This is a genomic window from Streptomyces sp. NBC_01431, assembly GCF_036231355.1.
In the GTDB taxonomy this organism is placed as follows: Bacteria; Actinomycetota; Actinomycetes; order Streptomycetales; family Streptomycetaceae; genus Streptomyces.
The window spans coordinates 4,721,688-4,748,036 of sequence record NZ_CP109496.1; the positions used below are offsets into that span (position 1 = coordinate 4,721,688).

Annotated in this window: 27 protein-coding genes and 1 tRNA gene; 7 read left to right on the forward strand and 21 right to left on the reverse strand. The window is 71.3% G+C overall.

The window, feature by feature from the left end; genetic code table 11:
- Window positions 1–169 precede the first annotated feature (169 nt).
- The 13 genes from OG522_RS21790 to OG522_RS21850 all read right to left on the reverse strand — a co-directional run bounded on the left by OG522_RS21790 (window position 170) and on the right by OG522_RS21850 (window position 12,796).
- Window positions 170–559, reverse strand: coding sequence for an SHOCT domain-containing protein (locus OG522_RS21790; RefSeq protein ID WP_329464675.1), 390 nt, complete (start codon window positions 557–559; stop codon window positions 170–172).
- Between the two features lie 59 nt (window positions 560–618).
- Window positions 619–966: a carboxymuconolactone decarboxylase family protein gene (locus tag OG522_RS21795; protein ID WP_329464676.1), complete on the reverse strand. Its 348-nt coding sequence runs from the start codon at window positions 964–966 to the stop codon at window positions 619–621.
- A gap of 460 nt (window positions 967–1,426) precedes the next feature.
- A tRNA-Arg gene (locus OG522_RS21800) sits at window positions 1,427–1,502 on the reverse strand.
- A 56-nt stretch (window positions 1,503–1,558) separates the two neighbouring features.
- Window positions 1,559–2,203, reverse strand: a complete 645-nt coding sequence (locus tag OG522_RS21805) for an NAD(P)H-binding protein (RefSeq protein ID WP_329464677.1) — start codon at window positions 2,201–2,203, stop codon at window positions 1,559–1,561.
- Window positions 2,204–2,276: 73 nt separating this feature from the next.
- Window positions 2,277–3,260 (reverse strand): aldo/keto reductase, encoded by a 984-nt coding sequence (locus OG522_RS21810; RefSeq protein WP_329464678.1) that lies wholly within the window; start codon window positions 3,258–3,260, stop codon window positions 2,277–2,279.
- A gap of 79 nt (window positions 3,261–3,339) precedes the next feature.
- Window positions 3,340–3,774: a MaoC family dehydratase gene (locus OG522_RS21815; RefSeq protein ID WP_329464679.1), complete on the reverse strand. Its 435-nt coding sequence runs from the start codon at window positions 3,772–3,774 to the stop codon at window positions 3,340–3,342.
- 5 nt (window positions 3,775–3,779) lie between these two features.
- Window positions 3,780–4,232 carry an FAS1-like dehydratase domain-containing protein gene (locus tag OG522_RS21820; RefSeq protein WP_329464680.1) on the reverse strand — a complete coding sequence of 151 codons (453 nt, stop codon included), beginning with the start codon at window positions 4,230–4,232 and terminating at the stop codon, window positions 3,780–3,782.
- Window positions 4,233–4,354: 122 nt separating this feature from the next.
- Entirely contained in the window at window positions 4,355–5,440 is a 1,086-nt protein-coding gene (locus OG522_RS21825; protein ID WP_329464681.1) for a hypothetical protein, read from the reverse strand.
- A gap of 202 nt (window positions 5,441–5,642) precedes the next feature.
- Complete coding sequence (locus OG522_RS21830; protein WP_329464683.1) at window positions 5,643–7,397, reverse strand: acetyl/propionyl/methylcrotonyl-CoA carboxylase subunit alpha; 1,755 nt, start codon at window positions 7,395–7,397, stop codon at window positions 5,643–5,645.
- A gap of 338 nt (window positions 7,398–7,735) precedes the next feature.
- On the reverse strand, window positions 7,736–8,572 hold the full coding sequence (locus tag OG522_RS21835) for an AfsR/SARP family transcriptional regulator (RefSeq protein ID WP_329464684.1): 837 nt from the start codon (window positions 8,570–8,572) through the stop codon (window positions 7,736–7,738).
- A 108-nt stretch (window positions 8,573–8,680) separates the two neighbouring features.
- Complete coding sequence (locus OG522_RS21840) at window positions 8,681–9,553, reverse strand: 4'-phosphopantetheinyl transferase family protein (protein WP_329464685.1); 873 nt, start codon at window positions 9,551–9,553, stop codon at window positions 8,681–8,683.
- 199 nt (window positions 9,554–9,752) lie between these two features.
- A complete protein-coding gene (locus tag OG522_RS21845; RefSeq protein ID WP_329464686.1) occupies window positions 9,753–11,342 on the reverse strand; it encodes an MFS transporter in 1,590 nt (529 codons plus the stop codon).
- Window positions 11,343–11,512: 170 nt separating this feature from the next.
- Window positions 11,513–12,796, reverse strand: coding sequence for an alpha/beta hydrolase (locus OG522_RS21850; protein WP_329464687.1), 1,284 nt, complete (start codon window positions 12,794–12,796; stop codon window positions 11,513–11,515).
- Window positions 12,797–12,966: 170 nt separating this feature from the next.
- On the opposite strand from OG522_RS21850, the gene OG522_RS21855 reads away from it, so the two are divergent.
- Window positions 12,967–13,551, forward strand: coding sequence for a TetR/AcrR family transcriptional regulator (locus OG522_RS21855; protein ID WP_329464688.1), 585 nt, complete (start codon window positions 12,967–12,969; stop codon window positions 13,549–13,551).
- Between the two features lie 103 nt (window positions 13,552–13,654).
- Here the strand turns inward: OG522_RS21855 and OG522_RS21860 are convergent, their stop codons facing one another.
- From OG522_RS21860 to OG522_RS21875, 4 genes are all read right to left on the reverse strand, one after another.
- On the reverse strand, window positions 13,655–14,104 hold the full coding sequence (locus OG522_RS21860) for an ester cyclase (protein ID WP_329464689.1): 450 nt from the start codon (window positions 14,102–14,104) through the stop codon (window positions 13,655–13,657).
- Between the two features lie 97 nt (window positions 14,105–14,201).
- On the reverse strand, window positions 14,202–14,906 hold the full coding sequence (fabG, locus tag OG522_RS21865) for a 3-oxoacyl-ACP reductase FabG (RefSeq protein ID WP_329464690.1): 705 nt from the start codon (window positions 14,904–14,906) through the stop codon (window positions 14,202–14,204).
- A gap of 42 nt (window positions 14,907–14,948) precedes the next feature.
- Window positions 14,949–15,611 (reverse strand): HAD-IA family hydrolase, encoded by a 663-nt coding sequence (locus tag OG522_RS21870; protein ID WP_329464691.1) that lies wholly within the window; start codon window positions 15,609–15,611, stop codon window positions 14,949–14,951.
- Window positions 15,608–16,609 carry a ScbA/BarX family gamma-butyrolactone biosynthesis protein gene (locus tag OG522_RS21875; protein ID WP_329464692.1) on the reverse strand — a complete coding sequence of 334 codons (1,002 nt, stop codon included), beginning with the start codon at window positions 16,607–16,609 and terminating at the stop codon, window positions 15,608–15,610. The genes OG522_RS21870 and OG522_RS21875 overlap by 4 nt, the downstream gene beginning before the upstream one ends.
- A 346-nt stretch (window positions 16,610–16,955) precedes the next feature.
- Between OG522_RS21875 and OG522_RS21880 the strand changes: the two genes are divergently transcribed.
- Window positions 16,956–18,500, forward strand: coding sequence for an acyl-CoA carboxylase subunit beta (locus OG522_RS21880; RefSeq protein ID WP_329464693.1), 1,545 nt, complete (start codon window positions 16,956–16,958; stop codon window positions 18,498–18,500).
- Window positions 18,501–18,526: 26 nt separating this feature from the next.
- The gene (locus OG522_RS21885; RefSeq protein WP_329464694.1) at window positions 18,527–18,730 is read left to right on the forward strand and encodes an acyl-CoA carboxylase subunit epsilon; all 204 of its coding nucleotides are present in this window, start codon (window positions 18,527–18,529) and stop codon (window positions 18,728–18,730) included.
- A gap of 83 nt (window positions 18,731–18,813) precedes the next feature.
- On the opposite strand, the gene OG522_RS21890 is transcribed toward OG522_RS21885, so the two are convergent.
- Complete coding sequence (locus OG522_RS21890; RefSeq protein WP_329464695.1) at window positions 18,814–19,854, reverse strand: ketoacyl-ACP synthase III family protein; 1,041 nt, start codon at window positions 19,852–19,854, stop codon at window positions 18,814–18,816.
- A gap of 335 nt (window positions 19,855–20,189) precedes the next feature.
- Here OG522_RS21890 and OG522_RS21895 point away from each other — a divergent pair, with 335 nt between their 5' ends.
- From OG522_RS21895 to OG522_RS21905, 3 genes are read left to right on the forward strand one after another with little or no spacing between them, the layout of a single operon-like run.
- Window positions 20,190–20,468 carry an acyl carrier protein gene (locus OG522_RS21895; protein WP_329464696.1) on the forward strand — a complete coding sequence of 93 codons (279 nt, stop codon included), beginning with the start codon at window positions 20,190–20,192 and terminating at the stop codon, window positions 20,466–20,468.
- Window positions 20,461–21,684 carry a beta-ketoacyl-[acyl-carrier-protein] synthase family protein gene (locus tag OG522_RS21900; protein WP_329464697.1) on the forward strand — a complete coding sequence of 408 codons (1,224 nt, stop codon included), beginning with the start codon at window positions 20,461–20,463 and terminating at the stop codon, window positions 21,682–21,684. Before OG522_RS21895 ends, OG522_RS21900 begins: the two co-directional genes overlap by 8 nt.
- A complete protein-coding gene (locus tag OG522_RS21905) occupies window positions 21,681–22,808 on the forward strand; it encodes a beta-ketoacyl synthase N-terminal-like domain-containing protein (protein WP_329464698.1) in 1,128 nt (375 codons plus the stop codon). Before OG522_RS21900 ends, OG522_RS21905 begins: the two co-directional genes overlap by 4 nt.
- Here the strand turns inward: OG522_RS21905 and OG522_RS21910 are convergent.
- Window positions 22,794–23,510, reverse strand: a complete 717-nt coding sequence (locus OG522_RS21910; protein WP_329464699.1) for a response regulator transcription factor — start codon at window positions 23,508–23,510, stop codon at window positions 22,794–22,796. The genes OG522_RS21905 and OG522_RS21910 overlap by 15 nt on opposite strands.
- 14 nt (window positions 23,511–23,524) lie before the next feature.
- Complete coding sequence (locus OG522_RS21915) at window positions 23,525–24,598, reverse strand: sensor histidine kinase (RefSeq protein ID WP_329464700.1); 1,074 nt, start codon at window positions 24,596–24,598, stop codon at window positions 23,525–23,527.
- Window positions 24,599–24,952: 354 nt separating this feature from the next.
- On the opposite strand from OG522_RS21915, the gene OG522_RS21920 reads away from it, so the two are divergent.
- Window positions 24,953–25,576 (forward strand): TetR/AcrR family transcriptional regulator, encoded by a 624-nt coding sequence (locus tag OG522_RS21920; RefSeq protein ID WP_329464701.1) that lies wholly within the window; start codon window positions 24,953–24,955, stop codon window positions 25,574–25,576.
- A 39-nt stretch (window positions 25,577–25,615) separates the two neighbouring features.
- Here OG522_RS21920 and OG522_RS21925 read toward each other — a convergent pair whose 3' ends face one another.
- Window positions 25,616–26,278: a ScbR family autoregulator-binding transcription factor gene (locus OG522_RS21925; RefSeq protein ID WP_329464702.1), complete on the reverse strand. Its 663-nt coding sequence runs from the start codon at window positions 26,276–26,278 to the stop codon at window positions 25,616–25,618.
- Window positions 26,279–26,349: the final 71 nt, after the last annotated feature.

Here is a 26,349-nt window from a genome sequence, read left to right on the forward strand (position 1 = left end):
GCGAACAGCATCGGCGGGACACGGACCGTGATGTCGCCACGGTGGGGCCGCTCGCCTCCGATCCCGATGCGCATCGCCTGGGTGCGGTCGGGCGGTTCGTGCACCGCTTCAAATGGTGGGTCGGGACCGCGGTCTTGGCCGTCGCCGCGATCGTCCTGGTCACCTGGAACTACCCGACCACGATGGTCGTGGTGTGGACCACGGTGATCGTGCTGGTGGGCTTCGCGGTCCGTTGGTTTCCTGGACACCGGCTCCGCACCGACGACCGACTCCCATGCAGCCGCCGCTTCCCTGACGTATCGCCAGGGAAGCGGTCGCGTGCGCCGCCGGCGGTGGTCTCGCGGATGTGGTCGTCGAACGCCTGCTGACGGGCTTGGACATGCTGCCTCTCGTGCTCGTCCATGTCCTTGCCGCGGGCCAGGACATGGACGAGCACGCCGAGGAAGGGGAGCACGACTACGAAGACGAGCCCCCCTGCCTTGCCCATTCCGCTGAGCGTGTCGTCCCGGAAGATGTCACCGATACAGCGAAAGAGCAGGACGAACCACAGGATCCACATGGTCGTCCAGAAGACCCCGAGAACCGGGTAGTCGTAGGCCAGGTTCGTGTGAGCGCTTCTTATTCCTCGCCTTCGTCGGGCAGGGTCAGACCGAAGGCTTCGCCGATATTGCGGGCGGCGGACACCACGCGGGCGCTGCCGACCACGGGGGCGACCGCCACGAGGACGCCCTGGATCTTCTCCACGGGCACGCCGAGTTCTTCGGCGGCGCCGACGTTGAGCAGGTACGAGGCGGGGGAGGCGTCCATGGCCACCAGCGCCGCGATACGCGCCAGCAGGTACGTCTCCGGGTCCAGCCCCGACCGCTCGAACGTGTCGAGCGTCATCTGGACAAGCGTTTCGAACACGGGGGCGTCCGCCTCGGCGAGGGCGCTGACACCACCTGTCCCGGTTGTTTCGGCTGCCATGATCCGGCTCCTTCTTCAGAGGGTGTGGTGCTGCTGTTCCTGGAGAACTCCATTTGAGCCCCGCCTGCCTGAAGTGGCATGACCCGCAGCGGGTGATTTTGGTTTTTCCGGGGTCGGCGGGCGGCACCGGCGAGGCGTCGTCACCGCCCACGCGGATGCCGTCCCCGACGACGCAGAAGCAACCGGGCTGGGTGACGATGTCGTCGCTGCCCACCTCCTGGCCGTCCACGCAGAGGGTGAGGGTGCCCGCAGCGCCGGGCATCGCGAGGTCGGGCATCGCGGGGTCGGCACTGCGGCCGCCCGCTGTGGCCCGGAGGCCGTGCCGGATGATGCTGATCCGTTGGGGGCGTTATGCGGGAGATCAACTCCCCATCCGCTCACGCAAACGGCCCCGGACGAGGAGTCCGAGGCCGAGTAGGGCCCTCCCGAGGGAGGAAGCCCAGTTCAGAGCTGTAACGCGTGGTGCCCCCGGCAGGATTCGAACCTGCGACACCCGCTTTAGGAGAGCGGTGCTCTATCCCCTGAGCTACGGAGGCGTGCTGCCGATGGCAGACGTGGACAGGGTAGCGGATGTGCGGGTGGGGGTGTGGGGTCAGGTCAGGGAGTGGAGGGCTTCGTCCAGGGGGCGGGGGCCGTCCGTCACTTCGAAGGTGCGGTTGTGGGTGGCCGGGACGGTCAGGCTGGCGACGGCCACCGCCGCCAGGTCCGCGCGGGACAGCTGGCCCTCCTCCACCTGCGGGCCCGCCGTGATCCGGCCCCGGGCCGCGCCGTCGTTCAGCCACGGCGGGCGGACCACCGTCCAGGTCAGGCCGGAGTGCATGAGGTGGCCGTCGGCCGCGTCCTTCGCCTCGCCGGTGGCGCGCAGATAGCGGGGCAGGCGGCTCTTGTCGCCGCTGCCCATCATGGACACCTGGATCCAGTGCCGTACGCCCGCGGCCGCCGCCGCGTCGATGGCGGCGACCACGCCCCGGTGGTCGATCAGCTCCGCCTGCTTCTTCGTCATGCTGCGGGTGGCCGCCGCGTTGATGACCGCCTCCGTCGAGGCGAACGCGTTCGCCAGCGCGGCGGGCGTCGGGGCGGCCAGGTCCAGTTCGGCGGTGTCGATTCCGGCGGCCCGCAGCTCGGCGGCGCGCGCCGCGGTCCGCACGACGGCGCGTACGGAGTGGCCCTGCGCCAGGAGTTGCTCGACCACGAGTCGGCCGGTGGCGCCGGTCGCGCCCAGGACGGTGATGTTCATGAGGGTGGGATTCCTTTGTTGGGAGGGGGGATTGGCTCGTGGGTCGGGAGCCGGGGAGTGTGGGGGAGGGCTGTCAGCGGTTCACCGTTGCCATCCGCGCGGCGTCATAGCGCGGCCCCACCACCGACCCCGCCGGAACCGCCCGTTCGATCTCGGTCACCTGCTCCGCCGTCAGCCGCAGGCCCACCGCCGCGAGGTTCTCCTCCAGGTGGCGGCGGCGCTTCGTGCCGGGGATGGGGACCACCTCGGGATCCTGGGCCAGCAGCCAGGCGAGGGCCAGTTGGGCCGGGGTCGCCTCCAGGCGGGTCGCGATGCGGCGCAGGCGGTCGACCAGGGTGAGGTTGGCGGCCAGGCCCGCGCCCCTGAAGCGCGGAGCGTGCCGGCGTACGTCGTCGTCGGCGAACTGCCCCGGATCGGCGATGGCGCCCGTCAGCAGACCGCGCCCCATCGGCGAGTACGCGACGAGGCCGATGCCCAGCTCACGCAGGACCGGCAGTACGTCGCTCTCGATGTCCCGGGTGAACAGCGAGTACTCGTACTGGCCCGCCGTGACCGGATGGACCGCGTGGGCCCTGCGTACCGTGGCGGCGGACGCCTCCGAGATGCCCAGGTGGCGCACCTTGCCCTCGCTCACCAGCTCGGCCAGCGCGCCCCAGGTTTCCTCGACGGGTACGGTCGTGTCGATGCGGTGCTGGTAGTACAGGTCCACGTGGTCCACGCCGAGGCGGCGCAGCGACGCCTCGCAGGCCGAACGGACGTAATCCGGGCGCCCGTTGATGCCCAGCGTCGTACCGTCCGGCGCGCGCTCGATGCCGAACTTCGTGGCAAGCACGACCTCCTCGCGGCGGCGCCCCGCGATGGCCCGGCCGACCAGGGTTTCGTTGGTGAACGGGCCGTACATGTCCGCGGTGTCCAGCAGCGTGACGCCCTGGTCCAGGGCGCGGTGCAGGGTGGCGATCGACTCCGCGTCGTCGCCGGCGCCGTAGAGGTCGCTCATCCCCATGCAGCCGAGGCCCAGCGCGGACACCTTCAGGCCCGAGAGCCGACGCTCGTGCATTCTTCTCCTGTCATACGTGAATGGCCGATGGTGCCGGTCGCCCTGGAGCGACCCGCCGGAGCAGTAACTCGCTTGCTTCTCAGGTCAGTTGGACTACCGCCCTTGCCATGCCCAGGACCTTCTGGCCCTTGCTCGTCGCCGTGATGTCGACGCGTACCGTGCGGGCCTCGTCGTCCAGCTTCGCCGCCACCTTCGCGCTCACTTCGATCAGCGCCCCGGTCTCGTCGTTGGGGACGACGACCGGCTTCGTGAAGCGCACGCCGTATTCGAGGACGGCACCCGGGTCGCCCGCCCAGTCCGTGACCACGCGAGCCGCCTCCGCCATCGTGAACATGCCATGGGCGATGACGTCGGGCAGCCCGACCTCCTTGGCCGCCCGCTCGTTCCAGTGGATCGGGTTGAAGTCGCCGGATGCGCCCGCGTACCGGACCAGGGTCGCGCGGGTCACGGGGAAGGACTGCGGCGGCAGTTGGGTGCCGGGCTCGACGTCCTCGTAACGGATCTTCGCGGTCATCTCCCTCACGCCCCTTCCGCCGCACGCGAGACGAGCTTCATCCAGGCCGTCACCACAAGCTCGCCTCCCTCGGCGTGAACATCGCCGCGTACGCTCAGGACGTCGTTGCCCGCCAGCGTCTCGGCCTTCTCCACGGTCGACGTCACCGTCAGGCGGTCACCCGCGTGGACCGGGCGCCGGTAGGCGAACTTCTGGTCGCCGTGCACCACCCGGCTGAAATCCAGGCCGAGTTCGGGGTCCTCGATGATCTGGCCCGCCGCCGCGAACGTGAGGGCGAAGACGAAGGTGGGCGGCGCGATCACATCGGTGTGCCCGAGTGCCTTGGCGGCCTCCGGGCCGGTGTGGGCGCCGCTCGCGTCCCCGATGGCCGCGGCGAACTCGCGGATCTTCTCGCGGCCGACTTCATAGGGCGCGGTGGGCGGATAGGTCCGCCCCACGAAAGACTGGTCGAGCGCCATACGGCTCGCCACCTCCTGCAAGTCGTCGTACGGACAGGGCGAGGCCGGGGCCGCGGATGGCGTGGCTGGGGGGAGCGTCGCCGTCCGCGGCCCCGGCAACCCCCGTCCTCGGGGGCCGGGGGTCAGAACTTGCGGAGAACGAAGCCGTCGCGGGTCTGGGTGCCGCCGCTGCCGAAGAGGACGTTCACATTGCTGCTCAGCACGTAGTTGCCGGACGGCGTGATCGCCACCGTGGTGGGCGCGGCCTCCGGGGAGGACGTCTTGCTCACCACGCCCGCGCTCTTCCAGCCGTCGTCCGAGCGGAGCTTGAACAGCGCGTCCACACCGGTGGAGCGGATGGTGTTGGTCGCCGCGTACAGCGTGCCGTCCGCGCCCAGCGCCATGCCGTCCGCGCCGACGGGGCGCTCCTTCAGCGCGACCTCGGTGAACTTCCTGGGGTCGTTCAGCGGGACGCGGAAGAGCTGGCCGGTGTCGTAGCGCACCACGATGATGAAGCCCGCCGGGTCGACGACGATGCCGTTGACGCCGACGTTCGGCAGGCCGTTCTCGTCCTTGCCCGCGTCCAGCGCCTTGTCCTGGAGGAACGTCGAGGCGTGCCCGGACGGGGTGACCTTGAAGATCGTGCCGCTGAACGAGTCGGTGACGTACGCGTTGCCCTTGGCGTCCAGCGCGAGGTCGTTGGCCAGGTGCAGGCCGGGAGCCTGGCTGAGCTCGATCCGCTTCTCCAGGGCGCCCGTCTTCAGGTTGAAGATTGCCAGGCCGCCGTAGCGGCCGCGGGTCTCCGGCGTGGAACCGACGCTGAGCAGGGCGTTCGGCCCCGCGTAGACGTCTCCGTACGTGGCGAGAAGGCGGTTGCGGGCGGCGTCCACGCGGATGCCACCCGTCGCGATCAGGCTCGGGTCGCTCACCAGGGTGTGCGGTATGCCGTCGGCGCCCACCGCCGAGATGGTGCCGTAGCGCAGCGAACCGATCAGGAAGGCGTTACGGGTCGGGTCCCAGGTCACGCCCTCGGGGTGGATGGCGTGGCCCACACCCTGGACCACGGGGGGCAGCTGGGTCGCGGCGGCGGCCGCCGCGGGGGCGTGCGGGGCGGGCTGCGGGGTGTGGGCCGACGCGGCCATCGGGAGCATCAGGACGGCGGCGAGGGACAGCGCGCCGGGGACGGCGGCTTTGCGTACGTGGCGCAGCCGGTGTGTGCGGTTCGACATGACAAATCCTCGTGTGGCGTTGGGAGTTGGAGGGGTGGTGCTGGGTGATGTCCGGTGGTCTTGGGTGGTCGTGGTGGACATGCAGACTTTGGGGGTGTGCGCGACGCCGTCGGTCGGGGGTGGCGCGGGCTCGTGCGTGCGGCACCGTCGGGCGTGGCCGTCGCGCAACGCGGTTGGCGCGGGCCCGTGCGTGCGGCAGGCCTCAGCTCTTGATGGCGCAGATCGTGGCGCCCGAGGTGACCGACGCGCCTACCGCCGCGGCCAGCTCCTGCACGGTGCCGGAGCGGTGGGCGTTGAGCGGCTGTTCCATCTTCATGGCTTCGAGGACGACGACGAGGTCGCCTTCGTTGACCTCTTGGCCTTCTTCGACGGCGACCTTGACGATGGTGCCCTGCATGGGTGAGGCGAGGGTGTCGCCGGATGCGGCTGAGCCGGCCTTCTTGGTGGCGCGGCGCTTGGGCTTGGCGCCGCCGGCGGCGGCGGTGCGGGCCAGGGTCATGCCGAGTGAGGACGGCAGGGAGACTTCGAGGCGCTTTCCGCCGACCTCGACGACGACCGTCTCGCGGCCCGGCTCCTCGTCCGTCTCGGCGTCGGCCGGAGCCGTGAACGCCGGGATCTCGTTGACGAATTCGGTTTCGATCCAGCGGGTGTGGATGTGGAAGGGGTCGCTGGTGAAGGCGGGGTCGGTGACGACGGCGCGGTGGAAGGGGATGGCGGTGGCCATGCCTTCGACGGTGAATTCGGCCAGGGCGCGTGCGGCGCGCTGGAGGGCTTGTTCGCGGGTGGCGCCGGTGACGATGAGTTTGGCGAGGAGGGAGTCCCAGGCGGGGCCGATGACGGAGCCGGATTCGACGCCGGTGTCGAGGCGGACGCCGGGGCCGGAGGGCGGGGCGAAGAGGGTGACGGTTCCGGGTGCGGGCAGGAAGCCGCGGCCGGGGTCTTCGCCGTTGATGCGGAACTCGAAGGAGTGGCCGCGCATGGCGGGGTCGTCGTAGCCGAGTTCTTCGCCGTCGGCGATGCGGAACATTTCGCGGACCAGGTCGATGCCGGTGACTTCTTCGGTGACCGGGTGTTCGACCTGGAGGCGGGTGTTGACCTCCAGGAAGGAGATCGTGCCGTCGGCGGCGACGAGGAACTCGACGGTGCCCGCGCCGACGTAGCCGGCTTCCTTGAGGATGGCTTTGGACGCGGCGTACAGCTCTGCGTTCTGGGCTTCTGTCAGGAACGGGGCGGGGGCTTCCTCGACCAGTTTCTGGTGGCGGCGCTGGAGTGAGCAGTCGCGGGTGGAGACGACGACGACGTTGCCGTGGGTGTCGGCCAGGCACTGGGTTTCGACGTGGCGGGGCTTGTCGAGGTAGCGCTCGACGAAGCACTCGCCGCGGCCGAACGCGGCGACGGCTTCGCGGACGGCGGAGTCGTAGAGCTCGGGGACTTCTTCGAGGGTGCGGGCGACTTTGAGGCCGCGGCCGCCGCCGCCGAAGGCGGCCTTGATCGCGATGGGCAGGCCGTGTTCCTGGGCGAACGCGACGACTTCGTCGGCGCCGGAGACGGGGTCGGGGGTTCCGGCGACGAGGGGGGCGCCGGCGCGCTGGGCGATGTGGCGGGCGGCCACCTTGTCGCCGAGGTCGCGGATGGCCTGGGGCGGCGGGCCGATCCAGGTGAGGCCGGCGTCCAGGACGGCCTGGGCGAAGTCGGCGTTCTCGGACAGGAATCCGTAGCCGGGGTGGATGGCGTCCGCGCCGGAGTCGGCCGCGGCCGCGAGGACTTTGGTGATGTCCAGGTAGCTGGCGGCCGGGGTGTCACCGCCCAGGGCGAACGCCTCGTCCGCGGCCCGGACATGCAGTGCATCCCGGTCCGGATCGGCGTAGACGGCTACGCTCGCGATCCCGGCATCCCGGCAGGCTCGGGCAACGCGGACAGCGATTTCGCCACGGTTGGCGATGAGCACCTTGCGCACGACGGCTCCTCAACAAGGGCAGGGCTGTGCAACCCGTACCGGCGATCTCGGACCGGAGGCTGGGGGTTCCTGGTGGTCCTGGTTCTATGAAGGGGCGGGAAGGGGAAGGGAGTTCGGGGCTCCCGGTCGGCACGGCCGCGAGGCTCGGGTGCAGACCATTCTGGTGATGCGGGAAATCGGGGAATGCGGGAAATCGGGGAATGCGGGAAATCGGGGAATGCGGGAAGTTCGGGGAATGTGGGAAATCTGCGGGCCCTGGGAATGCGGGCATCCCCTGGGAAGTCCCGGGAATCCGGTGTTGTCTCCGGAGTGGCCTCCGATGGGTCTCCGGTGGCGCTTCAGGAGGCGTGGGGGAGCCGGCTGATGGCCTGTGGGGGGCGCGAACCTGGGTTCGCCGCGATGGCGAGGCTTTCGCCGTCGATGCCGGAGAGAATGGCCCGCTGCATGTGCTGAAGGGCGGGCGACGGGTCGAGTCCGAGTTCTTCCTGGAGAATGGCCCGGAGTTCCTGATAGGCGTGCAGGGCGTCACCCCTGCGGCCGCAGCGGTACAGCGCGGTGATGAGCTGGCCGTGCAGCCATTCGTTCAGCGGGTGTCTGCTGACCAGGCTTCTGAGTTCCGCGGCGACGTGGCCGTGCTGGCCCAGCTGCATGTCGGCGCCGATCCGCTGCTGGAGCACCCTCATGTACAGCTCCTCCAGGTGCTGGACGTGCTGGTTGAGCACCGGGCCGCAGATGACATCGGTCAGCGCGTCCCCGCTCCAGGTGTCCAGGGCGAGCGAGAGAAGGCGTGAACCCTCCCTCAGCTCACCGGAGTTGAGCTGGGTTTCGCCTTGGCGGGCGAGCCGCTGGAAGACTTCCGCGTCGACCTGCTCGGGCACCGCGCGCAGGACGTAACCGGTGGCGGAGGTGTCTATCAGATCCGGCGGAATGGTGCCGCCGATCTCCTGCTTCAGGATCTGCCGGAGATGGTAGATGTGGGTGCGTACGGTCGACAGGGCGGTTTTCGGGGGTTCCTTTCCCCACAGTTCGTCCACCAGGGGGCCGTGGGAAACGACGGAGCCGGGCTGGAGAATCAGCAGGGACAGCAATTGCCGGACCTTCGGACCGCGTGGAGCGGAAAGGACCTTTCCGTTGTACTTGATCTCCAGAGGTCCGAGAACCTTGAACTGAAGCACCGTCCCCCCAGGTGGAGTTGAGTTGAATCTCAGCATCGCGCCGGCCGTGCGGGGAAGACATTTCCACGGGGTCGGGGGGCAGTACAAGGAAACGGGACGAAGGTTGATTCAGGCCACGTCGAACGATGTGGGGCGCGTGGGAATGAACTCCTCCGTTTCTATCAGGGCGGCGAAGGATCCGCTGCCCCGCGCCGCGTCTTTGGCTTGTTCTGTCACGGTCCTTGTCGCGGCCTCTGTCACGGCTGGCGCCAGGGTTTCGGGCAGCGCTTCAGGCAGGGCATCAGGCAGGGCTTCTGTCAGGACCGCGACCGAGGTCAGGACGTATCCGCCGGACAGGAGCTGCACCCAGCCGGTAAGGCGGTGCCGGTCCGGGAGCAGGCCCGTGGGCAGGCCGACGCTCAACTCGCCGTGTCTGACGCGTAGTTCGACGTCGTGGAAGACGGGGTCGCGCGGGCTGAGGCCGGACAGCGCCTTGTAGATGGCCTCCTTGGCGGAGAACAGCACCGACAGACGGCTCTCGGGGCGGCGGGCCCGCGCGATCCACTCGCGTTCGCGCGGGGTGCAAACCAGCCGCGCCGCGCCCCGGCTCAGCCGGTCGGTGCGCTCCAGATCGATGCCGGTGGCGACGACCGCGGGGTTGGTGCTGGCGATGCACACCCCGATGTGGCCGGTGCAGTGGCTGATGGAGCCGCGTACGCCCGTCGGGAAGAGCGGGCGGCGCCCGGCGCGCAGGACGGGGCCTTCGGTGCCGAGGGCGGCCAGGGCGCGGGCCGCCGCGAGCCGTCCGGCGACGAAGTCGGGCCGCTGGCCGCTCGGGAGCGCGCCGAGGAGCCGCTCCTCCTCGGGGTGCAGCGCGACGGCCGTGTCCGGTGTCGGCTGGAGCAGGGCGATGGCCGTGCCGGGCAGCGGGCCGGGCTGGATCAGACCGGGGGCGAGGGGTCTGAGAGCGGTCGTCGGGGCGGAGTGCAGGGTGCTCGGCATGGGTTCTCCCGCGGAGGCGAAGGACCTGAGACGTCGGCGCTGATGGCTGGGAAGGGGCAGGGGGCGCTGGGTTCGGTGGGCTGGGGGCATCGGCGGGCTGTGGGGCCTCAGGGCCTGAAACCGCCTGTCGCCCGGTGCTGGGGTGCACCGGGCGATCAGGACCGTCGTACGGGGGAGGTCGTACGGGCGGAGTTGGGGGTCAGACCGTCGCGTCGGCGGGGGTGCGGTCGGCGGTCTCTCCGGCCGGCTCGGCGGCGGGCTGGGCGTCCGGGCGGTCCGTCAGGATCAGGTGCAGGACGACCGCGCTGACGATGCAGATGGCGGCGGCACCCCACAGGACGATCTGGAAGCCGTCGCTGTAGCCCTGGCCGAGGAAGTCGGTGAAGGCGTCGCGGCTGCCGGCCGGGGCCTTGGCGACCGGGGCGTCCAGGTTGCCGCTGGTCACGCTGTCGGTGACGGCGCGGGCGTCGAGGCCGGTGCCCTGGGTGAAGCGGTCGAGCCCGCCGGAGATGCGGCCCTGGACCAGCGAGACGAGGGCGGCGACCATGCCGGCCACGGCGACCGCTTCGCTGGCGAGGCGGATGGTGTTGAACATGCCGCTCGCCATGCCGACCTTGGTGGGCGAGACGGTGCTGACGGCGGCGCCGTCCATCAGGCCGTAGATCAGGCCGATGCCGATGCCGATCAGCAGGAGCGGTCCGGCCAGGCCGAGCAGGCTGATGCCGGGGTGGATGACGGTCAGCCAGGCGAGGCCGACGGCGACCAGGACCAGGCTGCTGCTCAGGACGGTGCGCATGGACACACCGGCCTGGACGAGGCGTCCGGCGACCAGCGGGAAGGCGAGCACCGGGGCGGTCAGCAGCAGCATCGTGAGTCCGGCGCCGCTGTCGGTGAGCCCGTTGGCGCCGACCAGGTAGGACGGCAGCAGGACCATCAGGCCGACGAAGCCGAAGGAGACGGCGGTGGCGAGCAGGTTGACGGCCATAAAGCGGGGTTCGGCGAACAGCGACAGGTCGAACATGGGGTGCCGCTGGCGGCGCTCCACGAAGACGAAGGCGGCGAGCATCACGACGCATCCGGCGAACAGCGCGAGCACCGCGGTGCCGCCCCAGCCCCACTGCGGGCCCTCGATGATGGCGAGGGTGAAGAAGAACAGGGCCAGTGTGAAGGTGACGGTGCCCGCCCAGTCGACGGCGTTGGCGTCGGGGTCCTTGGACTCCTGGATCAGTCCCATGCCGAGCATGGACAGGACGGCGATCACGAACTGGACCCAGAAGATCGAGCGCCAGCCGAGCCCGGAGACCAGCAGGCCGGAGGTGGTCGGGCCGATCGCCAGACCGGCGCCGATGGTGACACCGACGTAGGCGAAGGCCTTGGTGCGGGCCGCGCCCTGGAACATGTTCGCCATGACGGACACACCGGCCGTCATCATGGCGGCGGCGGCGACACCGGCGATGCCGCGGGCCACGTCGAGGATCACGGCGCTGGAGGCGAGCGCGCCGACCAGGGCGGAGACGCCGTAGAGGCCCACGCCGAAGGCGAACACCCGCTTGCGGCCGATGCGGTCGGCGATCGATCCGGCCGCCATCATGAAGCTGGCCGCGGTGACGTTGTAGGCGTTGACGACCCACTGCAGCGGTACGACACCGGCGTGCAGGTCGTTGCCGATCGCGGGCAGGGCGACCGGGGCGCTGCTGAGGCCGTACGGAACGATGAACACGGCCAGGCACAGGGCGAAGATGGTGAGGCCCGCGCGGGGCGGTGCCTCCGGGGTGGCGACGGCAGCCATCGAAGGTCTCCTTGGTCGAGCGGTCGTGACGTGGGTGGCGGGGCGGTGCGAACGCCGGGTGGGGAGGGGTGGCAGGGGTACGGGGGTTGCCCCCTGCCACCCCCGTTCATGGGGGGCTTGCGCCCCGGTCGACGAGGGCTCGCGCCCGGTCAACTGGTTTTCGCGTACGGTCAGTTGGCGCGTCGCGGCAGGTCGCCCAGGAAGTGCGACAGGGTCTGGAGGAAGCGGTTGTCCTCCCAGCGGGCGTACACGATGTCCTGGTGGGTCAGAGCCGGGTCGGAGTGCAGGGAGAGCTGCGGGATCCGGCTGCCGGCCGTGACCGTCGCGGCGGCCTGCCCGGTGGTGCCGTTGGTCAGGCCCGACTGGAACGTGTAGAGCGGTACGTCGATGTCCTTGCCGTGCGGCAGGCGCAGGCCGAGCATTTCGGTGAGGTCGTTCTCGGCGAAGTCGATGGCCGCGACGAGGTCGAGCATCACGCGGTTGAGCGTGTACCAGACCCAGGCGCCGGGCCGCGGGCCCGCGAACGCGTCGGCCACGGTGGCCAGTTGGACCGGGCCGCCGTCGATCCAGGCGCCGGAGTCGGCGAGCCGGCCGGCGTTCACTGAGTACGAGGGGTGGGCGTGCGTGGCGTCCACGAGCCAGCCGAGCAGACCGGCGTTGGTGAGCTTGCGGTCGGTGCGGACGGCCTCGGGCAGGCGGTCGGCGAGGACCGCGGGGCCGTCGGGGTCGGCGAGCGCGTGCTGGGCGGCGAGCTGGAAGAAGACGGCGGCCGACTCGGGGCGGTCGCCCAGGCCGATGGTGGTGCTGGTGAAGTCCTCGAAGACGGCACCGCCCTCGATCGCGGCGAGCCAGCCCTTGGCGGCCTCGATCGGCAGGTCGAACTCCATGCCCGCGCCCGAGTAGGCGTTGTGCACGCCGCCGTCGACCACGGCGAGGCCCGCGAGGTCGCGGTAGCCGGGTGTGCCGTCGAAGTCCCAGGCCGCGTACAGGAGCGCGATGCTGGCACCGACGGACACACCGCCGAGGACGACCTCGCGCCGTCCGCCGTCGGAGGCGGCCATGACCACCCGGCGCAGGTCCTCGACGAGGACTTCGAGGCCCCACTGCGCGGCGTACAGGGACTCGGTGGGCTCCTGCACCTGGTAGTGGCCGCCTAGGTAGTACTCGGTGGCCTGCTCGGGGGCGTCGGCGAAGGCGGAGAGGTCGGCGAGGTTCTGCTCGCGGCGGTCGACGGCCCATACCTGGAGGTCGTCAGAGGCCCCGGCGAGGCTGCGGGCGGTGTGCTTGAAGACGCCCGCGCCGCCTTCGCGGCCGCCCAGCAGGACCAGCACCCGGCGGGCGTTCGTGCGGCCGATCTTGAGGACGCCGACCTGCTGCGCGTGGGCGGGGCCGGCGGCCTGGACACCCTGCACGAGCTCGTACGACTCGATCCAGTCCTGCTGGTCCTGCGTCATAACCATCCACTCCTCGGTAGTTGCAAGTTCTCGTCGACTCGCAACATCAATGTACCGAAGAAATCTGTAGTTGCAACATCAGTGATGCAAGTTCCCCTCCGTATTGCTACTTTGGTGTAACCTGGACCAGGAAATAGGCGCATCAGGCAACGGGAGAGGCGGGTCACGACGTGACGCAGACAACGAGAGAGCGGCCGCTGCGCGCCGACGCCGAGCGGACCGTGCGGAACATCCTGGAAGTGGCCGAGCGCGTGCTCGGCGAGGACCCGACGGCGAGCCTCGGGCAGATCGCCACGGCCGCCGGTGTCGCCCGCACCACGCTGCACCGGCGGTTCGCCTCCCGTGAGGCGCTCATCGACGCGATGGCCGCGCACGCCTTCCGGCAGGTCGAGGAGGCGATCGATGTCGGCCGCCCGGAGACCGCGCCCCCGATGGTGGCGCTGCACCAGATCACCGCGAACGTGATCCAGATCAAGAGCGGCTGGCGCTACACCGTCGGCCAGCCGCAGCTGCGCGAGCCGTCCGCCGTCGCCGCGCACGAGCGCATCTTCGCCAAGGGGCATCTGCTGCTCGAACGGGCCCAGCAGGCAGGCCTGTTGCGGCCGGACGCCGATCTGTCGTGGGCGCGGCGCGTCTACCACGCCCTCATCGAGCAGGCCATCATCGAGTCCGCGGAGAACGCCACCGACCCGGACACGCTCGCGGCGGCCGTGGTCGACACGTTGCTCAACGGCCTTGGTCCCGTTAAGTCCTGACGAGTCATCAGGCTCTGAGCACGCAAAAAGCGAGGGTGGTATCCGCACATGCGGATACCGCCCTCGCTGCGTCCCGTCGCCGGGAGCGGATCAAGCGTTCACATCAGGCCGTCGGGGCCGGCTTGGGGGCGCCCTTCAGCGGCTTGTCCCAGGCGCCGATCTGGCGGAACAGCTCCAGGTCGTCGCGGACCGCCCAGTGCTCGGCCACCTGGCCGTCGGCGATCCGGTAGACGTGCAGGTGCTGGACCCGCACCGACTTGCCGGTCGCCGGAACGCCCATGAAGTCCGTGACGTGCCGGCCGGTGAAGATCAGGCGCAGCAGCGCCCGGTCGCCCTTGGCGAACGAGTCGACGATCTCCCAGCGGGCGTCCTCCCAGACGCTGCGCATCCAGCGCGCGGTGTTCGCGTAGGCCTCGGGGCCGCGGGGCGAGCCCTCGGGGGCCTCGTGGTCGATGAAGTCCTCGGCTACCAGGCGCCGGGCCACCTCGTCGTCCCCGTCGTTGAAGATCTTGCCCATGTCCACGGCGATCTGCAGAACTTCTTCGTCCGTCATGGCGGACTCCTTCTGTGTGTTGTGGTGTGCGGAGGTAGGGGGTACTTGAGCCGCGCGGCAGAGCAACTGCCGTACTGTGCAAGGAAGTTGATGAGCTCTACTGGCCCATGCCGATGCCGCCGCCGACCGGGAGTGCGGCGCCGGTGACGTAGGCGGCTCCGTCGCCGGCCAGGAACCGGACGACCTCGGCGACCTCCTCGGGGGTGCCGGTGCGCTTCAGCGGGGTCTGGGCGAGCAGCTGGGCGCGCCGCTTGTCGGTGACGGCCTGGATCATGTCGGTCTCGATCAGGCCGGGCGTGACCATGTTGACGGTGATGTTGCGCGAGCCGAGTTCCCAGGCCAGCGAGCGGGTCAGGCCGAGCATGCCGGACTTGGAGGCGGCGTAGTTGGACTGCCCGGGTGAGCCGAGGAAGCCCATGATCGAGGAGACGAAGACGATCCGCCCCCACTTGGCACTGATCATGGAGCGCGAGACCAGCCGGGCCATCCGGAAGGAGCCGACGAGGTTGGTCTGGATGACGTCGTCGAAGTCCTCGTCGCGCATCATCGGCGCCAGGGCGTCGCGGGTGATGCCCGCGTTGGCGACGAGTACCCCGACCGGCCCGAACTGGGCCTCGACCTCGGCCACCGCGCGGCGCGAGGACTCCGGGTCGGTGACGTCGCAACGGACGCCGAACAGCCCCTCGGGCGGCTCGCCGGACCGGTGGGTGATGGCGACCTTGTCCCCGGCCTCGGCGAAGGCGCGGGCGATGGTCAGGCCGATTCCGCGGTTGCCGCCGGTGACCAGAACGGTGCGTGACATGGGTGGGTGTTCTCCTGTTTCGGACGCGGTGCGGACGCTGGTTCAGACGGCGGGCAGGACCGGCTCGGCCGGTCGCGCGAGGTACCGGGCCAGCTCGGCCGCGGCCGTATCGGCGTCGGTGAAGTGGACGGCCTGCCAGCCGGCGGCCTCGGCGCCCGCGCAGTTGGCGGCGATGTCGTCGACGAGCAGGCACTCGCCGGGGGCGACGCCCGCCAGTTCGGCGGCCGCCTCGAAGATCCGGCGCTCCGGCTTGCGCGCGCCGACCTCGAAGGACAGGACGAGCCCGTCGAAGAGGCCCTCGGGCGCCACCATCCGGCGCCACAGCGGGTCCCAGGCGGGCGGCATGTTCGACAGCATGCCGACGAATACACCCGTGCCGCGCAGCGCGCGCAGGTGGCCGAGCCAGGCCTCGTTGGTGGCGCGGCCGTCGAACCAGCGCTGCCCGAACCCGGTGAGGTCGGTGTCGACCCCGTCGGCCGCCAGCTGGGCGTTCATCCGCTCCACCCACTCCGGCTCGCTGAGCAGCGGGGTGTCGAGGGGGGCCATCAGGTCGACGCCGAACGGTTCGGCGACCGCCGCCATCGCCCGGCGCATCGCGTCGGCCGGAATGTCGTTCTGGCGGCAGAAGGCGTGCAGGTCGTCGTTGATCGGCGGAGTGAGGACGCCGCCGAAGTCGGTCCATACGGCGCGTACGGCGGTGCTCACAGGGCCTCCCCGGCCGGCGCGGGTGCCGCGGCGAACGACAGCGTGATCTCGCCGACCGAGACGTCGTCCTGGCGGAAGTCGACGGTGAAGGCGGCCGGCTGCCCGGCGCCCGAAGCGGCCCCGAGCGGGCGGGCGGTGGCGACGAGCGGCACGTCGAGTTCGGCGAAGCGCGTGAAGGTCGCCGAGCAACTGGTCACGGCCGCGCCGGTGGGCGCCCCGGCCAGATGGGCGAGCTGGCGGGCCGCCTCGGTGATGACCATCGCGGGTATGTGGTCGTAGGTGTGGTCGAACAGGCTGCTGTTCTCGAAGCGCGGCTCGACCTGCGCGGAAACGGTGCCCCCGGAGTGCCGCGGCTCGCCGAGGACGACGTTGGCCGGGTTGCGCCGGCCCACGTCGGCCGCGTCGGCGGGGTGGCTGCGCAGTACCGGGCCGAGGTCCTCGGTGAGCGGCGGCACCGACTTGCGCTGGAGGAAGCGGAGCTTGGCGTAGTCCTCGCTCTTCGCCGCGCCGACGTCGATCCGGGACCGGGCGACGACCTTGTCGCCGACCCGCAGTACGGCCTCGGAGTCCACCCCGAGCAGCCGGCCGCCGCGCCCTTCGCGGCGCACGACCCTGCCGGTCAGGTGCAGCTCCCCGGGACGGCCACCGGGAGCGAGCGCGTCCAGGTCCTCGATCTCGATGGACCAGTTGCTGACGAGGAAGGCCGTCTTGGCCGGGATGTCGAGCTGCCGGTGCGAGGCGGCGGTGCCGGCCTGCCGGGCGGCTTCGAGCAGCAGCAGGAAGTCGTACGTCACCGGCGTACGCAGGTGATCGCTGAAGTAGGCGTGCCCGAGGGGGAGTTGGGCGCCCGCCACATAGGTCTCGCGGCCCGTTCGCAGGAGGTCCGTGACCAGCACCTCCGACACCGCTGCCCGGTGCACCAGCGAACGTTCGATGGTGCGGGTGAAGGTCGGTACGGGATCCAGCTCCGGCGGAGCGGTGTCGCTCGGCGTTGTCATGCAGGAAACTCCTCTGTCGGCGCCGCCTGCGGCGGTCCGTGAATAAGGGGCTCGGCCCCGGCACGGGGCTGCCGCAATGCTCCCCGGCGCACATGGAAGTCCCGTGAAATTCATATGGAACTGCCCGGCAGCACAATTGCGGCGCCCAATCGGCGACCTTTTAGTTTACTTTCATGGCGCGCATACACCCTGTTGGTTCGCAGAATCTCCGGGAGCCGTATTTCCGATCGCTCCGCCGTTCCATGCATGGGAGTGCACTTCGATGACCGCTTTGGACGACCGTCCCCTCGCTGTGTCCTTGACGTCTTCGGCGTCTGTGGCGCCGGCCCCGCAGCCGCCTTCCGGTATGGAGGCGCGGACGGCCGAGCTGCTGCGGCTGCGGCAGTCCGTGCGCGGCGGGCCGGGGCCCAAGGCCACCGAAGCACAGCACGCCCGCGGCAAGATGACCGTCCACGAGCGCCTTGAGACGCTGTTCGACGAGGGGACGTTCGTCGAGATCGAGGGGCTGCGCCGGCACCGCGCCAGCGGCTTCGGCCTGGAGGACCGCCGACCGCACAGCGACGGCGTCGTCATCGGCTGGGGGCGCGTGCACGGGCGTACCGTCTTCGCCTTCGGGCACGACTTCCGGATCTTCGGCGGCTCGCTCGGCGAGTCCCACGCGGAGAAGATCCACAAGATCATGGACATGGCCGAGGCGGCCGGCGCCCCCCTGGTGAGCCTCAACGACGGCGCGGGCGCCCGCATCCAGGAAGGCGTCTCGGCGCTGGCCGGCTACGGCGGCATCTTCCGCCGCAATGTGCGCTGCTCCGGGGTGATCCCGCAGATCAGCGTGATGCTCGGGCCGTGCGCGGGCGGCGCCACCTACTCCCCGGCCCTCACCGACTTCGTCTTCATGGTGCGCGGCATCTCCCAGATGTTCATCACCGGACCCGATGTGGTGGAGGCCGTCACCGGCGAGAAGGTCAGCCACGAGGAGCTCGGCGGCGCCGACCTGCACGCCGCGGTCTCGGGCGCCGCGGCCTTCGCCTACGACGACGAGGCCTCCTGCCTGGAGGACGTGCGCTACCTCATCTCCCTGCTGCCCGCCAACAACAAGGAGCTGCCGCCGGCCGCCGCACCGGCGTCCCGCCTGAACACCCTGGACGAGGAACTGCTGCGCATGGTGCCGGCCGACCCGAACCAGCCGTACGACATGCGCGAGGTGATCGGACGGCTCGTCGACGACGGCGAGTTCCTGGAGGTCCACGAGCAGTGGGCGCCGAACCTGCTGTGCGTGCTCGCCCGCATCGACGGGCAGACCGTCGGGCTCATCGCCAACCAGCCCCGCCACCTGGCCGGCGTCCTCGACATCGAGGCGTCGCAGAAGGGCGCCTCGTTCATCCAGACCTGCGACGCGTTCAACATCCCGCTGGTGACCCTGGTGGACGTGCCGGGCTTCCTGCCGGGCACCGCCCAGGAGCACGGCGGCATCATCCGCCACGGCGCGAAACTCCTGTACGCGTACTGCAACGCGACGGTGCCCCGGGTGCAGGTCATCCTGCGCAAGGCCTACGGCGGCGCGTACATCGTGATGGACTCCCGCTCCATCGGCTGCGACCTGTCGTTCGCCTGGCCCACCAACGAGATCGCCGTGATGGGTGCCGAGGGCGCGGTCAACGTCATCCACCGGCGCGCGGTCGCCGCGTCCGACGACCCGGAGGCCACCCGCAGGGAGCTGACCGAGGAGTACCGGGACGCGCTGATGCACCCGTACTACGCGGCCGAGCGCGGCCTGGTCGACGACGTGATCGACCCGCGCACCACCCGGACCGTACTCGCCGAGGCACTGCGGGTGCTGCGCACCAAGCAGGAGCAGCTCGTGCCGCGCAAGCACGGCAACCCCCCGATGTAGTACCGGAGTTGAGAGAGGAAGCCGCGATGGACACCCAACCCTTCGCCCGGCCGGCCCTGCGCGTGCTTAGGGGCGAGCCCACCGGGGAGGAGCTGGCCGCGCTGACCGTGGTCATGCTGAGCCGCGCCGCCCCGCAGCCCGCCGAGACCGCGGCGCCCGCCCCGGCGCGGGGCCGCTGGCGTCCCGCCGTGCACCACCCGGCGGGAGCGTGGCGGACCGTACCGCAGTAGTAGACGTATCGGCCGTGGGGGCCGGCTCCGGCACCGAAACGGTGCGGAGCCGGCCCCCACGGCCGACCGCTTTCGTGGGTACGTCAGTCGCGCCCGGGTGCCTCGACCACCGCGCACGACCAGGTGAAGCCCGCCCCCGCGTTGAGCAGCAGACCGATCTGGCCGGGGGCGAGCGCGGAGCGGCGGACGACCTCGCTGAGCCCGGCCGGCAGGTCGCCGGTGCCCAGGTGGCCGGTCTCGCGGCCCCAGTCCACGGTGGGGGCGGCGACCAGTTCGCGCAGGACCGGGTTCCAGGCGCTCTCCAGGGTCTTGCGGCCGAGCCGGGGCAGCAGGACGAAGCGGATGCGCGGGTCGTCGGCGGCGAGGTCGGCGTCCCGGAGCGCGCCGGTCACCACGTGCCGGATCATGTCGTCGTTCACCTTGTTGAACGGTTCGATGCCGTTCTCGCGCAGGTAGACCCGTTTGGTGCGGCGCATGTCGACCATCGGCGAGTTGTCCCGGGGCAGCTCGGCGAACGGGTCGGCGCCGCGGTGCATCTCCTCCAGGTGCGGGGCGGCCGCGGTGTGCAGGGAGCGCAGCAGCAGCGGATCGCCCGCCGCGGCCGGCTGGCGCAGCACCACGGCGGTGGCCGCGTCCCCGTAGGCGGCGCCGTAGTCGCTGCGCCACCGGTCGAAGCCCGGCGCGCCGAACCGGTCGGCCGTCGTCACCAGCGCTCGGCGCTCCCCGGGCTCCAACGACAGCCGGGCGACGGCGAGTTCGAGGGCGGCCGCCCCGCCGTTGCAGATCTGCTGGATGCCCACCGGCACCGTGTCGTGCGCGCCGATCTGGTGCGCTATGTAGTGGGCCGGCGACCACAGGTCGTGGCCCTGGTAGTGCATCCAGGCGTGGCAGAGCAGCGCGAGGCCGGCCGCCGGGACGCCGCCGCTGCGCAGCGCGGAACGCGCCGCGAGCACCGCCATCTCCGGCGCCGACTCGCCGTCCGCGACCGGTAGTCGGGGGTGGCCGAGGTCGCGGGCCGCACGTGCCTCGACCCGCTGCTCGGCCACCGCGCACACGGCACTGTCACGCCCGTGCGGCAGCCACACGGCTGCCGCGGCGATACCCACTGGCACAGGCGGTCTCATGGGTGTTGGCCCCCTCACATCCGGCAGCGGGACGGTCCCGTCGCGGATTCTGATTCTCATCCGCGCAAATCGAATGCACATGAAAAGTGCATGGAAGTTGAGGCGGAATCAGCCAATCGGGGTTCTCCGGGGCCGGTCCGTTGTGGCAGCATCCTTTCGCAGAGGAAGTCGGCACCCGTTATTCCGGTCGCCTCCCGGCGGCCCGCAACGGCCTCCTATATTCATCCCGTACACCGCCGCGGCTGTTCTTTCCTTGCCGTGTTCCGCGGTCGGCGAAATGACATCACCAAGCAGAAGGCAGCCGAAATCGCGGCTGCCCAGTGAAGGGAAAAGAAATGTCGGAAAACCTGGCCGCATCCCTGTCGGCGGACCTGCGCACCCGTGTGCGGGACATCGTGGCCGACGTCCTGGAGGTGTCGGCCGAGGAGGTCGGCGAGCACCACAGCTTCGCGGACGACTTCGACGCCGACTCGCTGCTGATCATCGAGATGTTCTCCCGCTTCGAGCGGCAGCTGGGCATCGAGATCCCGCAGGAGGAGCTCGTCGACCTGGACGACCTGGCCTCGGCGTACGCCCTGATCGCCCGCCACACCAAAGCGGTCGCCGGTGTCTGAGTCCGGGCTGCGCCGGGTCGTGGTGACCGGTCTCGGTGCGGTGAGCAGCCTCGGCATCGGCGCCGGGGCGTTCACCGCGGCCGTCCGCGCCGGGCGCAGCGGAATCTCCGAGATCCAGTCGTTCGACACCGAGGGCTTCGAGCACACCCAGGCCGGCGAGGTGCACGACTTCCGGCCCCAGGACCACCTGGACCGGCTGCCGCTCGCCGAGTGGGGCCGCAGCAGCCAGTTCGCCGCGGCCGCAGCCAAGTTGGCCGCCCAGGACGCCGGTTGGGACCCTGAGGCCCTCTCAGCCGCCCGCGCGGGCAGCGCCATGGGCACCACCAACGGCGAGGCCCGGGTCTTCCAGGAGCTGACCGAGCAGTGGCTGGAGCGCGGGCCCGACGGGATCGACGGGGATCTCGCCGCCCAGGCCTCCGCCGACCGCATCGCGGCGGCCGTCAACACCGAACTGCGGCTGCGCGGTGAGGCGCAGACCTTCGGCACCGCCTGCTCGGCGAGCAACTACGCCATCGGGTACGGCTTCGACGTGATCCGCTCCGGCGCGGCCGACGTCATGCTGGTCGGCGGCGCCGACGCGGTGAACCGCGCCACCCACGCGGGCTTCCACCGCCTGGGCGCCATCGCCCCGGATTTGTGCCGTCCCTTCGACGAGCACCGCGGCGGCATCATGACCGCCGAGGGCGGCGCCGCCCTGCTGCTCGAATCGTGGGAGAGCGCCCGGTCCCGCGGGGCCCGCATGTACGCGGAAGTGCTCGGCTACGGCATCACGTGCGACGCCAAGCACCCCACCCAGCCCGACCGGGGCGGCATCGCCGAGTGCATCCGCCGCGCCCACCGCAGCGCCGGGGTCAAGCCCGACGAGGTCGACTACGTGTGCGCGCACGGCACCGGCACGGCGGCGAACGACTCCACCGAAGTCGCCGCGGTGCGCGAGGTGTTCGGCGAGCGCGTCCCGGCCATCAGCTCCATCAAGTCGATGCTCGGCCACACCATGGGCGCCGCCAGCGGCTTCGGCGCGCTGGCCTGCTGCATGGCTCTGTACGAGGGCTTCCTGCCGCCGACCGCGACGGTGCGCGAGGTGGACCCGGCCCTCGGCCCCGACCTGGACTGTGTTCCGGGGACGGCCCGCGCCGCCCGGCCGAAGATCGTGGAGAACCACGGCTTCGCGTTCGGCGGGAACAACGCCATCGTGATGCTGGGGAGGCCCGAATGAGCAGCAGCGTCGCACCCGCCCCGGTGCGGATCACCGGCTACGGGGTGCTGAGCGCCGCCGGGATCGGCGGCAAGGCCCTGTACGAGGCGCTCCGTTCGGGATCGCTGCCGGCCGGCGACGGCGGCGCGGCGGCGCTCGGCGGCAAGGCGGCCCCGCCGCTTGAGCTGCTGGGCGTCCCGGACTTCGACGCCCGCGAGCACCTCGGCCGCAAGGGGCTGAGCGCCCTGAGCCGGACCAGCACCCTGGGCATGACGGCGAGCGAGTTCGCGCTCGACAGCCTTCCGGGGCTGATCGACCCGGCGGAGCGCGCCGACACCGGGGTGGTGCTCGGCACCAGCACCGGCAGCGCCCGCGCGTTCTCGGAGTTCTTCCAGGACACCTACGAGCAGCAGCGCCCCTACCTGGTGAGCCCGTCCCTCTTCCCGGGGCTGCTGCTCAACCACTGCGCGAGCCAGGTGGCGATGCGGCACTCCTTCACCGGCGTCAACGCGAGCCTGGCCGGCGGCCGGATCTCCAGCCTGTCCGCGCTGCGTTACGCCCGCAACATCCTGGTCAACGGCCGGGCGAAGCGGCTGCTGACCGGCGGCGTGGAGGAGCTCAGCGCGCACTCCGCCTGGGCCTGGCACCACAGCGGGGTACTGGGTGATGGCGCGGTCCTGGGCGAGGGCAGTGCCGTCTTCGTCCTGGAACACAGCACGTCCGGCGATGCCGCGCTGGCCGAACTCGCTTCCTGCGAGGTCGCGTTCAGCCCGGCCGAAGACGGACCGCTCGCGGTCGCGGCGGCGCTGGCGCGCTGCGTCGAGGACGCGCTCGGTGCCGCGGGCGCGGCGCCCGGGGACATCTCCGTGGTCTCCGCGGGCGCCACCGGCGGGCGGGGCTGGACCGCGGTGGAGTCCCGCGGCCGGCACCGCGCGCTCGCCGGGCACGCCCCCGAGGTGCTGCGCGTGCAGGACGTCCTGGGCGAGACCTACAGCGCGAGCGGTGCGCTCCAGCTGGCTGCGCTGCTCGCCCACTGGGAGGCGGGTGACGCGGCCGGGGCCGGCGCGTGGGGCCTTGTCACCTCGGTGGGCAGCGACGGCTCGGTGGCGGCCGCGGTGCTGCGCCGCCCGTCAGCCACCGGATGAGCCAACTCCCGTACCGATGACGGCCGTTGGCCCGTGGATCAGTTCACGGGCCGACGGCCGCTGTCGTGCGGAGGGCATGGTGGGCGAGGGGATCAGCGAGGCCTGTACCGCCTTGTTGACCGCGTCGAGCCGCGACACCGCGCCCAACTTGCGGAACACGCTGTGCAGATGGCGCTTGACCGTGCCCTCGGTGATGTCCAGGGCGTCGGCTATCTGGCGGTTGCTCATCGCGGTCGCCGCTCGCGCGAGCACCTGGTGCTCCCGGCGCGACAACGGCTCGTCCCCGGTGGCGGGCGCGGCGGTGGACGGCACCAGGACCGTCGTCTGGTGGTCGTCCGCCATCGCCCGCGACAGCGCCACCAGCAGCGCCTTGCGGTCGATGCCCTTGTGCAGGACGCCCCGGGCGCCCGCGGCCAGGAGCTGGTCCACCGCATGCGGTTCGGCGTACGCGGACAGGAACAGGACCCGGGTGCGCGGTGCCACCCGCAGGACGCCGCGTACCGTGCCCGGCCCGTGGTTGCTCGGCATCTGGAGGTCCAGCAGGAGCAGGTCCGGCTGGTGCGCGGCGGCGCACCGGACGGCTTCGGCGCCGTCGCACGCGTACCCCACCACCGTCATCGAGGGCTGGGCGTTGAGCAGTTCGCCCAGTGCCTCGCGGAACAGGGCGTGGTCGTCGGCGACGACGATGCGGGTGGCAGGCATGGCAGGCGTCCTTGTCAGAGTCGAGTGCCCAGGGGCAGATGGATCTCGATGCGGGTGCCGCCGCCGGGGCCGTTCAGGATGCGCAGCCGGCCGCCGAGGTCCTCCACCCGCTCGGTCATGGAGCGGAGCCCGTGCCCGGCGTCGCCGGTGAGGCCGGTGCCGTCGTCCTCGACCCGCGCGTACAGCCAGCGCCGGGTGGTGCGCACGGTGACCTCGACCTGGCCGGCCGCGGCGTGCGCGAAACAGTTGCGCAGGGCCTCGCGCAGGACGAGGAACAGCTCGCGGCGGCAGCGTTCGGAGGCGGCGCTCTCGTCCCCGGTCACCGCGACGGTGACTCGCGCGGTGGGCGCGGCGTCCGCGAGGAACGCCTCGATCGCCTCGCGGACGGGCGGGGTGCGCCCCTGCTCGCGCAGGCCGCCGATCAGTGAGCGGTTCTCCCGCACCGCCTCGCCCAGCGCCTTCTTCGCCGCGGCGAGGTGCGCGGGGCCGTTGCCGGGGTCGTCCTCGCTCAGCTCGATCCGGTGCAGGGCCACCGCGAGGGCGTTGCCGAGTTCGTCGTGGAGCTGACGGGCGAGCCTGCGCCGCTCGCTCCAGCCGTGGTCGCCCTGCCAGAACGGGACGCCGGTGGTGCGCATGACATCGCCGAGGGTCCGTACCAGCGTCATCGCGTCGTGGTGCGGGGCGCCGCCTTCGACCGCGTGCGCCAGCGCGCATTCGAGCAGGAGGGAGGCAGCCGCGACCAGATGGTGCGGCGAGGCGTCGCCCGCCGGGGGCAGCTCCGGCGCGCTGGCGCCGTGCGGTGCCCCGAAGTCCTCGGCGTGGGCCAGCACATGACGTGCGAACGCGGTGAGCGCGGCGCGCAGATCGGGCACCTCGCGATCGGCCGGCAGCAGCGCGCTGGGCAGCGCCGCCCCGAACCGGTCCAGGATCGCCTCGCCTTCGCCCTTCAGGAGTACGGGGGCCGGCGCGGCTTGGTGGGTGAGCGGGGCCGGGGCGGTCGCGGCGTGGCGGGGCCGCGACGGACCGGGCCGCTGGGCCGCCCGCGCGAGTCCCTCCTGGAGGGCCTCCGCGAACCTGCCTGTGGCCACGGCACCCAGGACTCCTCCTGGGGCCGGCTGACGCACGGTGCGGGTCGAGCTATCCATCGGACTCCCTCAACGCTCATGTCCCACTGGGTAGCACCGACGATAACAAACAGACTTGTCTGGTTGTCAACTGGCCGCCTTCGGTGTCTCGCTATTCGGCTCCTGGGGTCCGTGGAGCCTACGTTGCTGCTCCCACCTGCTCTTTTGTTGGGTGTGGGGAAGTGTATGCAAGTGAAGAGTCGCCAGCCGATCGATGGGTGGCGAGCGAGATGCGTGGACGGTTTGGCGGCGTAAACAGACAGGGTTGTATGGTGTGGGGACGCTTTCGCCGTGACCCGGAAGGACAGGTGCCGCGCCATGCAGAAGCGCGCCGAGCAGACCCGTCAGGCGCTCATCCGCGCCACCGCCGAACTCATCGCCGACGGCGGGGTGCACGACGCCGGACTGGTCGGCATCTGCCGCAGCGCGGGCGTCAGCCGAGGCGCGCTCTATCACCACTTCCCGACCAAGGAATCGCTGGCGGCGGCCGTGTACGAGCAGGCGCGCACCGAGGTCGCCGGGCTGCTCGCCGCGGCCTTCGCGGATCGGGCGCCGGGAGCGGCGGCCGCGCGGTTCAGCTCCGCGCTCGTCACCGCGCTGCGGGAGGTCCCCACCGTACGGGCGGGCATGCGGCTCGGACCGGACGGCTCGACCGGGCCCACGCGGCTGCGCGAGGAGGTGCTCGGGCTCGTCCACCGCGAGGTGATCGGGCGCTGCCTGGACGGCCGGGAAGTTGCGGCCCGCGATCTGGCCGATCTGGCGGTCGTCGTGACGGCCGGTCTGGAATCCCTCGGCCGCACGGACGGGGCGTGGTGGCAGGGTGAGGCGTCGGACCGCATCTGGGGCATGCTCCGGCCGCTGTTCGGCCGGTCCGCTGCCGAGTCGAACCCGGTGGACCAGGTGGACCAGGTGGTCAACTCGCCCGAAGCGCAGGCGAGTTGAGGCACCGTCCCCCGTGCTGGCTGGACCGGGCCCCGCGCGCTAGGCGGCGGGTTCCACCCCGGATGCGGCGGGCCGTGCACCGGGCGGACCGGCCGGCCGGGTGGGCGGCATGGTCCGCAGCCGTCCGAGCATGCCGGGCGTCGCGATGCCCGGCAGCAGGAACCGCCACATCACCGAGACGCGCTCCAGCAGGTCCTGGCGTCCCGTGTAGACCTGCGAGATCAGCTGGAGGCCGGTGAAGGCCCCCACGATGAACTGGGTGATCTCGTCCAGGTCCACGCCCGGCAGCAGTTCACCCTGCCGGGCCGCGCCGCTCAGCAGCGCGTGGATCGCCTCGGCCGAGCGCTGATACGGGGTGCGGGCCGGCGCCGTGAACGACGTCTGCTCGACCGTGAGCCGCACACTGGCCCGCAGCACCGGATCGCTCTGGAGGCGGCGGGCGAACTCCATCGTGAGATCGATGGCCGCCTGTAGCTGTACGTCCTGCGGTGGCACCACGAGCGCTTCGCTCTGGGCGGCCACCAGTGCCGCCGCGATCGCCTCCTTGGACGGGAAGTGGTGGTAGAGGGCGCCCCTCGTCAGCCCGCTGAGGGCGAGGATGTCGTTGGTGCTCGCGGCGTCGTACCCCCGCTCGTCGAAGACGCGCGCCGCCGCCTCCAAGATCGTCTGCCGGGACCGGGTCCCGCGTTCCTGCTGTCCCATCTAAGTCCTCGATACCTTTGAAACCGAACTGACCTGTCTGTATCTTACTGGTTGCAGGTGATCATTAGCCA

Bases quoted from the DNA above. Each gene is read 5' to 3' on its own strand.
- OG522_RS21810 (WP_329464678.1), bottom strand. From the start codon at position 3,260: ATGCACGAGCGTCGGCTCTCGGGCCTGAAGGTGTCCGCGCTGGGCCTC.
- OG522_RS21825 (WP_329464681.1), bottom strand. From the start codon at position 5,440: ATGTCGAACCGCACACACCGGCTGCGCCACGTACGCAAAGCCGCCGTC.
- OG522_RS21845 (WP_329464686.1), bottom strand. From the start codon at position 11,342: ATGGCTGCCGTCGCCACCCCGGAGGCACCGCCCCGCGCGGGCCTCACC.
- OG522_RS21895 (WP_329464696.1), top strand. From the start codon at position 20,190: ATGTCGGAAAACCTGGCCGCATCCCTGTCGGCGGACCTGCGCACCCGT.
- OG522_RS21820 (WP_329464680.1), bottom strand. From the start codon at position 4,232: ATGGCGCTCGACCAGTCTTTCGTGGGGCGGACCTATCCGCCCACCGCG.
- OG522_RS21905 (WP_329464698.1), top strand. From the start codon at position 21,681: ATGAGCAGCAGCGTCGCACCCGCCCCGGTGCGGATCACCGGCTACGGG.
- OG522_RS21790 (WP_329464675.1), bottom strand. From the start codon at position 559: ATGTGGATCCTGTGGTTCGTCCTGCTCTTTCGCTGTATCGGTGACATC.
- OG522_RS21890 (WP_329464695.1), bottom strand. From the start codon at position 19,854: ATGAGACCGCCTGTGCCAGTGGGTATCGCCGCGGCAGCCGTGTGGCTG.
- OG522_RS21850 (WP_329464687.1), bottom strand. From the start codon at position 12,796: ATGACGCAGGACCAGCAGGACTGGATCGAGTCGTACGAGCTCGTGCAG.
- OG522_RS21815 (WP_329464679.1), bottom strand. From the start codon at position 3,774: ATGACCGCGAAGATCCGTTACGAGGACGTCGAGCCCGGCACCCAACTG.
- OG522_RS21925 (WP_329464702.1), bottom strand. From the start codon at position 26,278: ATGGGACAGCAGGAACGCGGGACCCGGTCCCGGCAGACGATCTTGGAG.
- OG522_RS21795 (WP_329464676.1), bottom strand. From the start codon at position 966: ATGGCAGCCGAAACAACCGGGACAGGTGGTGTCAGCGCCCTCGCCGAG.
- OG522_RS21840 (WP_329464685.1), bottom strand. From the start codon at position 9,553: ATGCCGAGCACCCTGCACTCCGCCCCGACGACCGCTCTCAGACCCCTC.
- fabG (WP_329464690.1), bottom strand. From the start codon at position 14,906: ATGTCACGCACCGTTCTGGTCACCGGCGGCAACCGCGGAATCGGCCTG.
- OG522_RS21920 (WP_329464701.1), top strand. From the start codon at position 24,953: ATGCAGAAGCGCGCCGAGCAGACCCGTCAGGCGCTCATCCGCGCCACC.
- OG522_RS21875 (WP_329464692.1), bottom strand. From the start codon at position 16,609: ATGACAACGCCGAGCGACACCGCTCCGCCGGAGCTGGATCCCGTACCG.
- OG522_RS21880 (WP_329464693.1), top strand. From the start codon at position 16,956: ATGGAGGCGCGGACGGCCGAGCTGCTGCGGCTGCGGCAGTCCGTGCGC.
- OG522_RS21860 (WP_329464689.1), bottom strand. From the start codon at position 14,104: ATGACGGACGAAGAAGTTCTGCAGATCGCCGTGGACATGGGCAAGATC.
- OG522_RS21805 (WP_329464677.1), bottom strand. From the start codon at position 2,203: ATGAACATCACCGTCCTGGGCGCGACCGGCGCCACCGGCCGACTCGTG.
- OG522_RS21885 (WP_329464694.1), top strand. From the start codon at position 18,527: ATGGACACCCAACCCTTCGCCCGGCCGGCCCTGCGCGTGCTTAGGGGC.
- OG522_RS21910 (WP_329464699.1), bottom strand. From the start codon at position 23,510: ATGCCTGCCACCCGCATCGTCGTCGCCGACGACCACGCCCTGTTCCGC.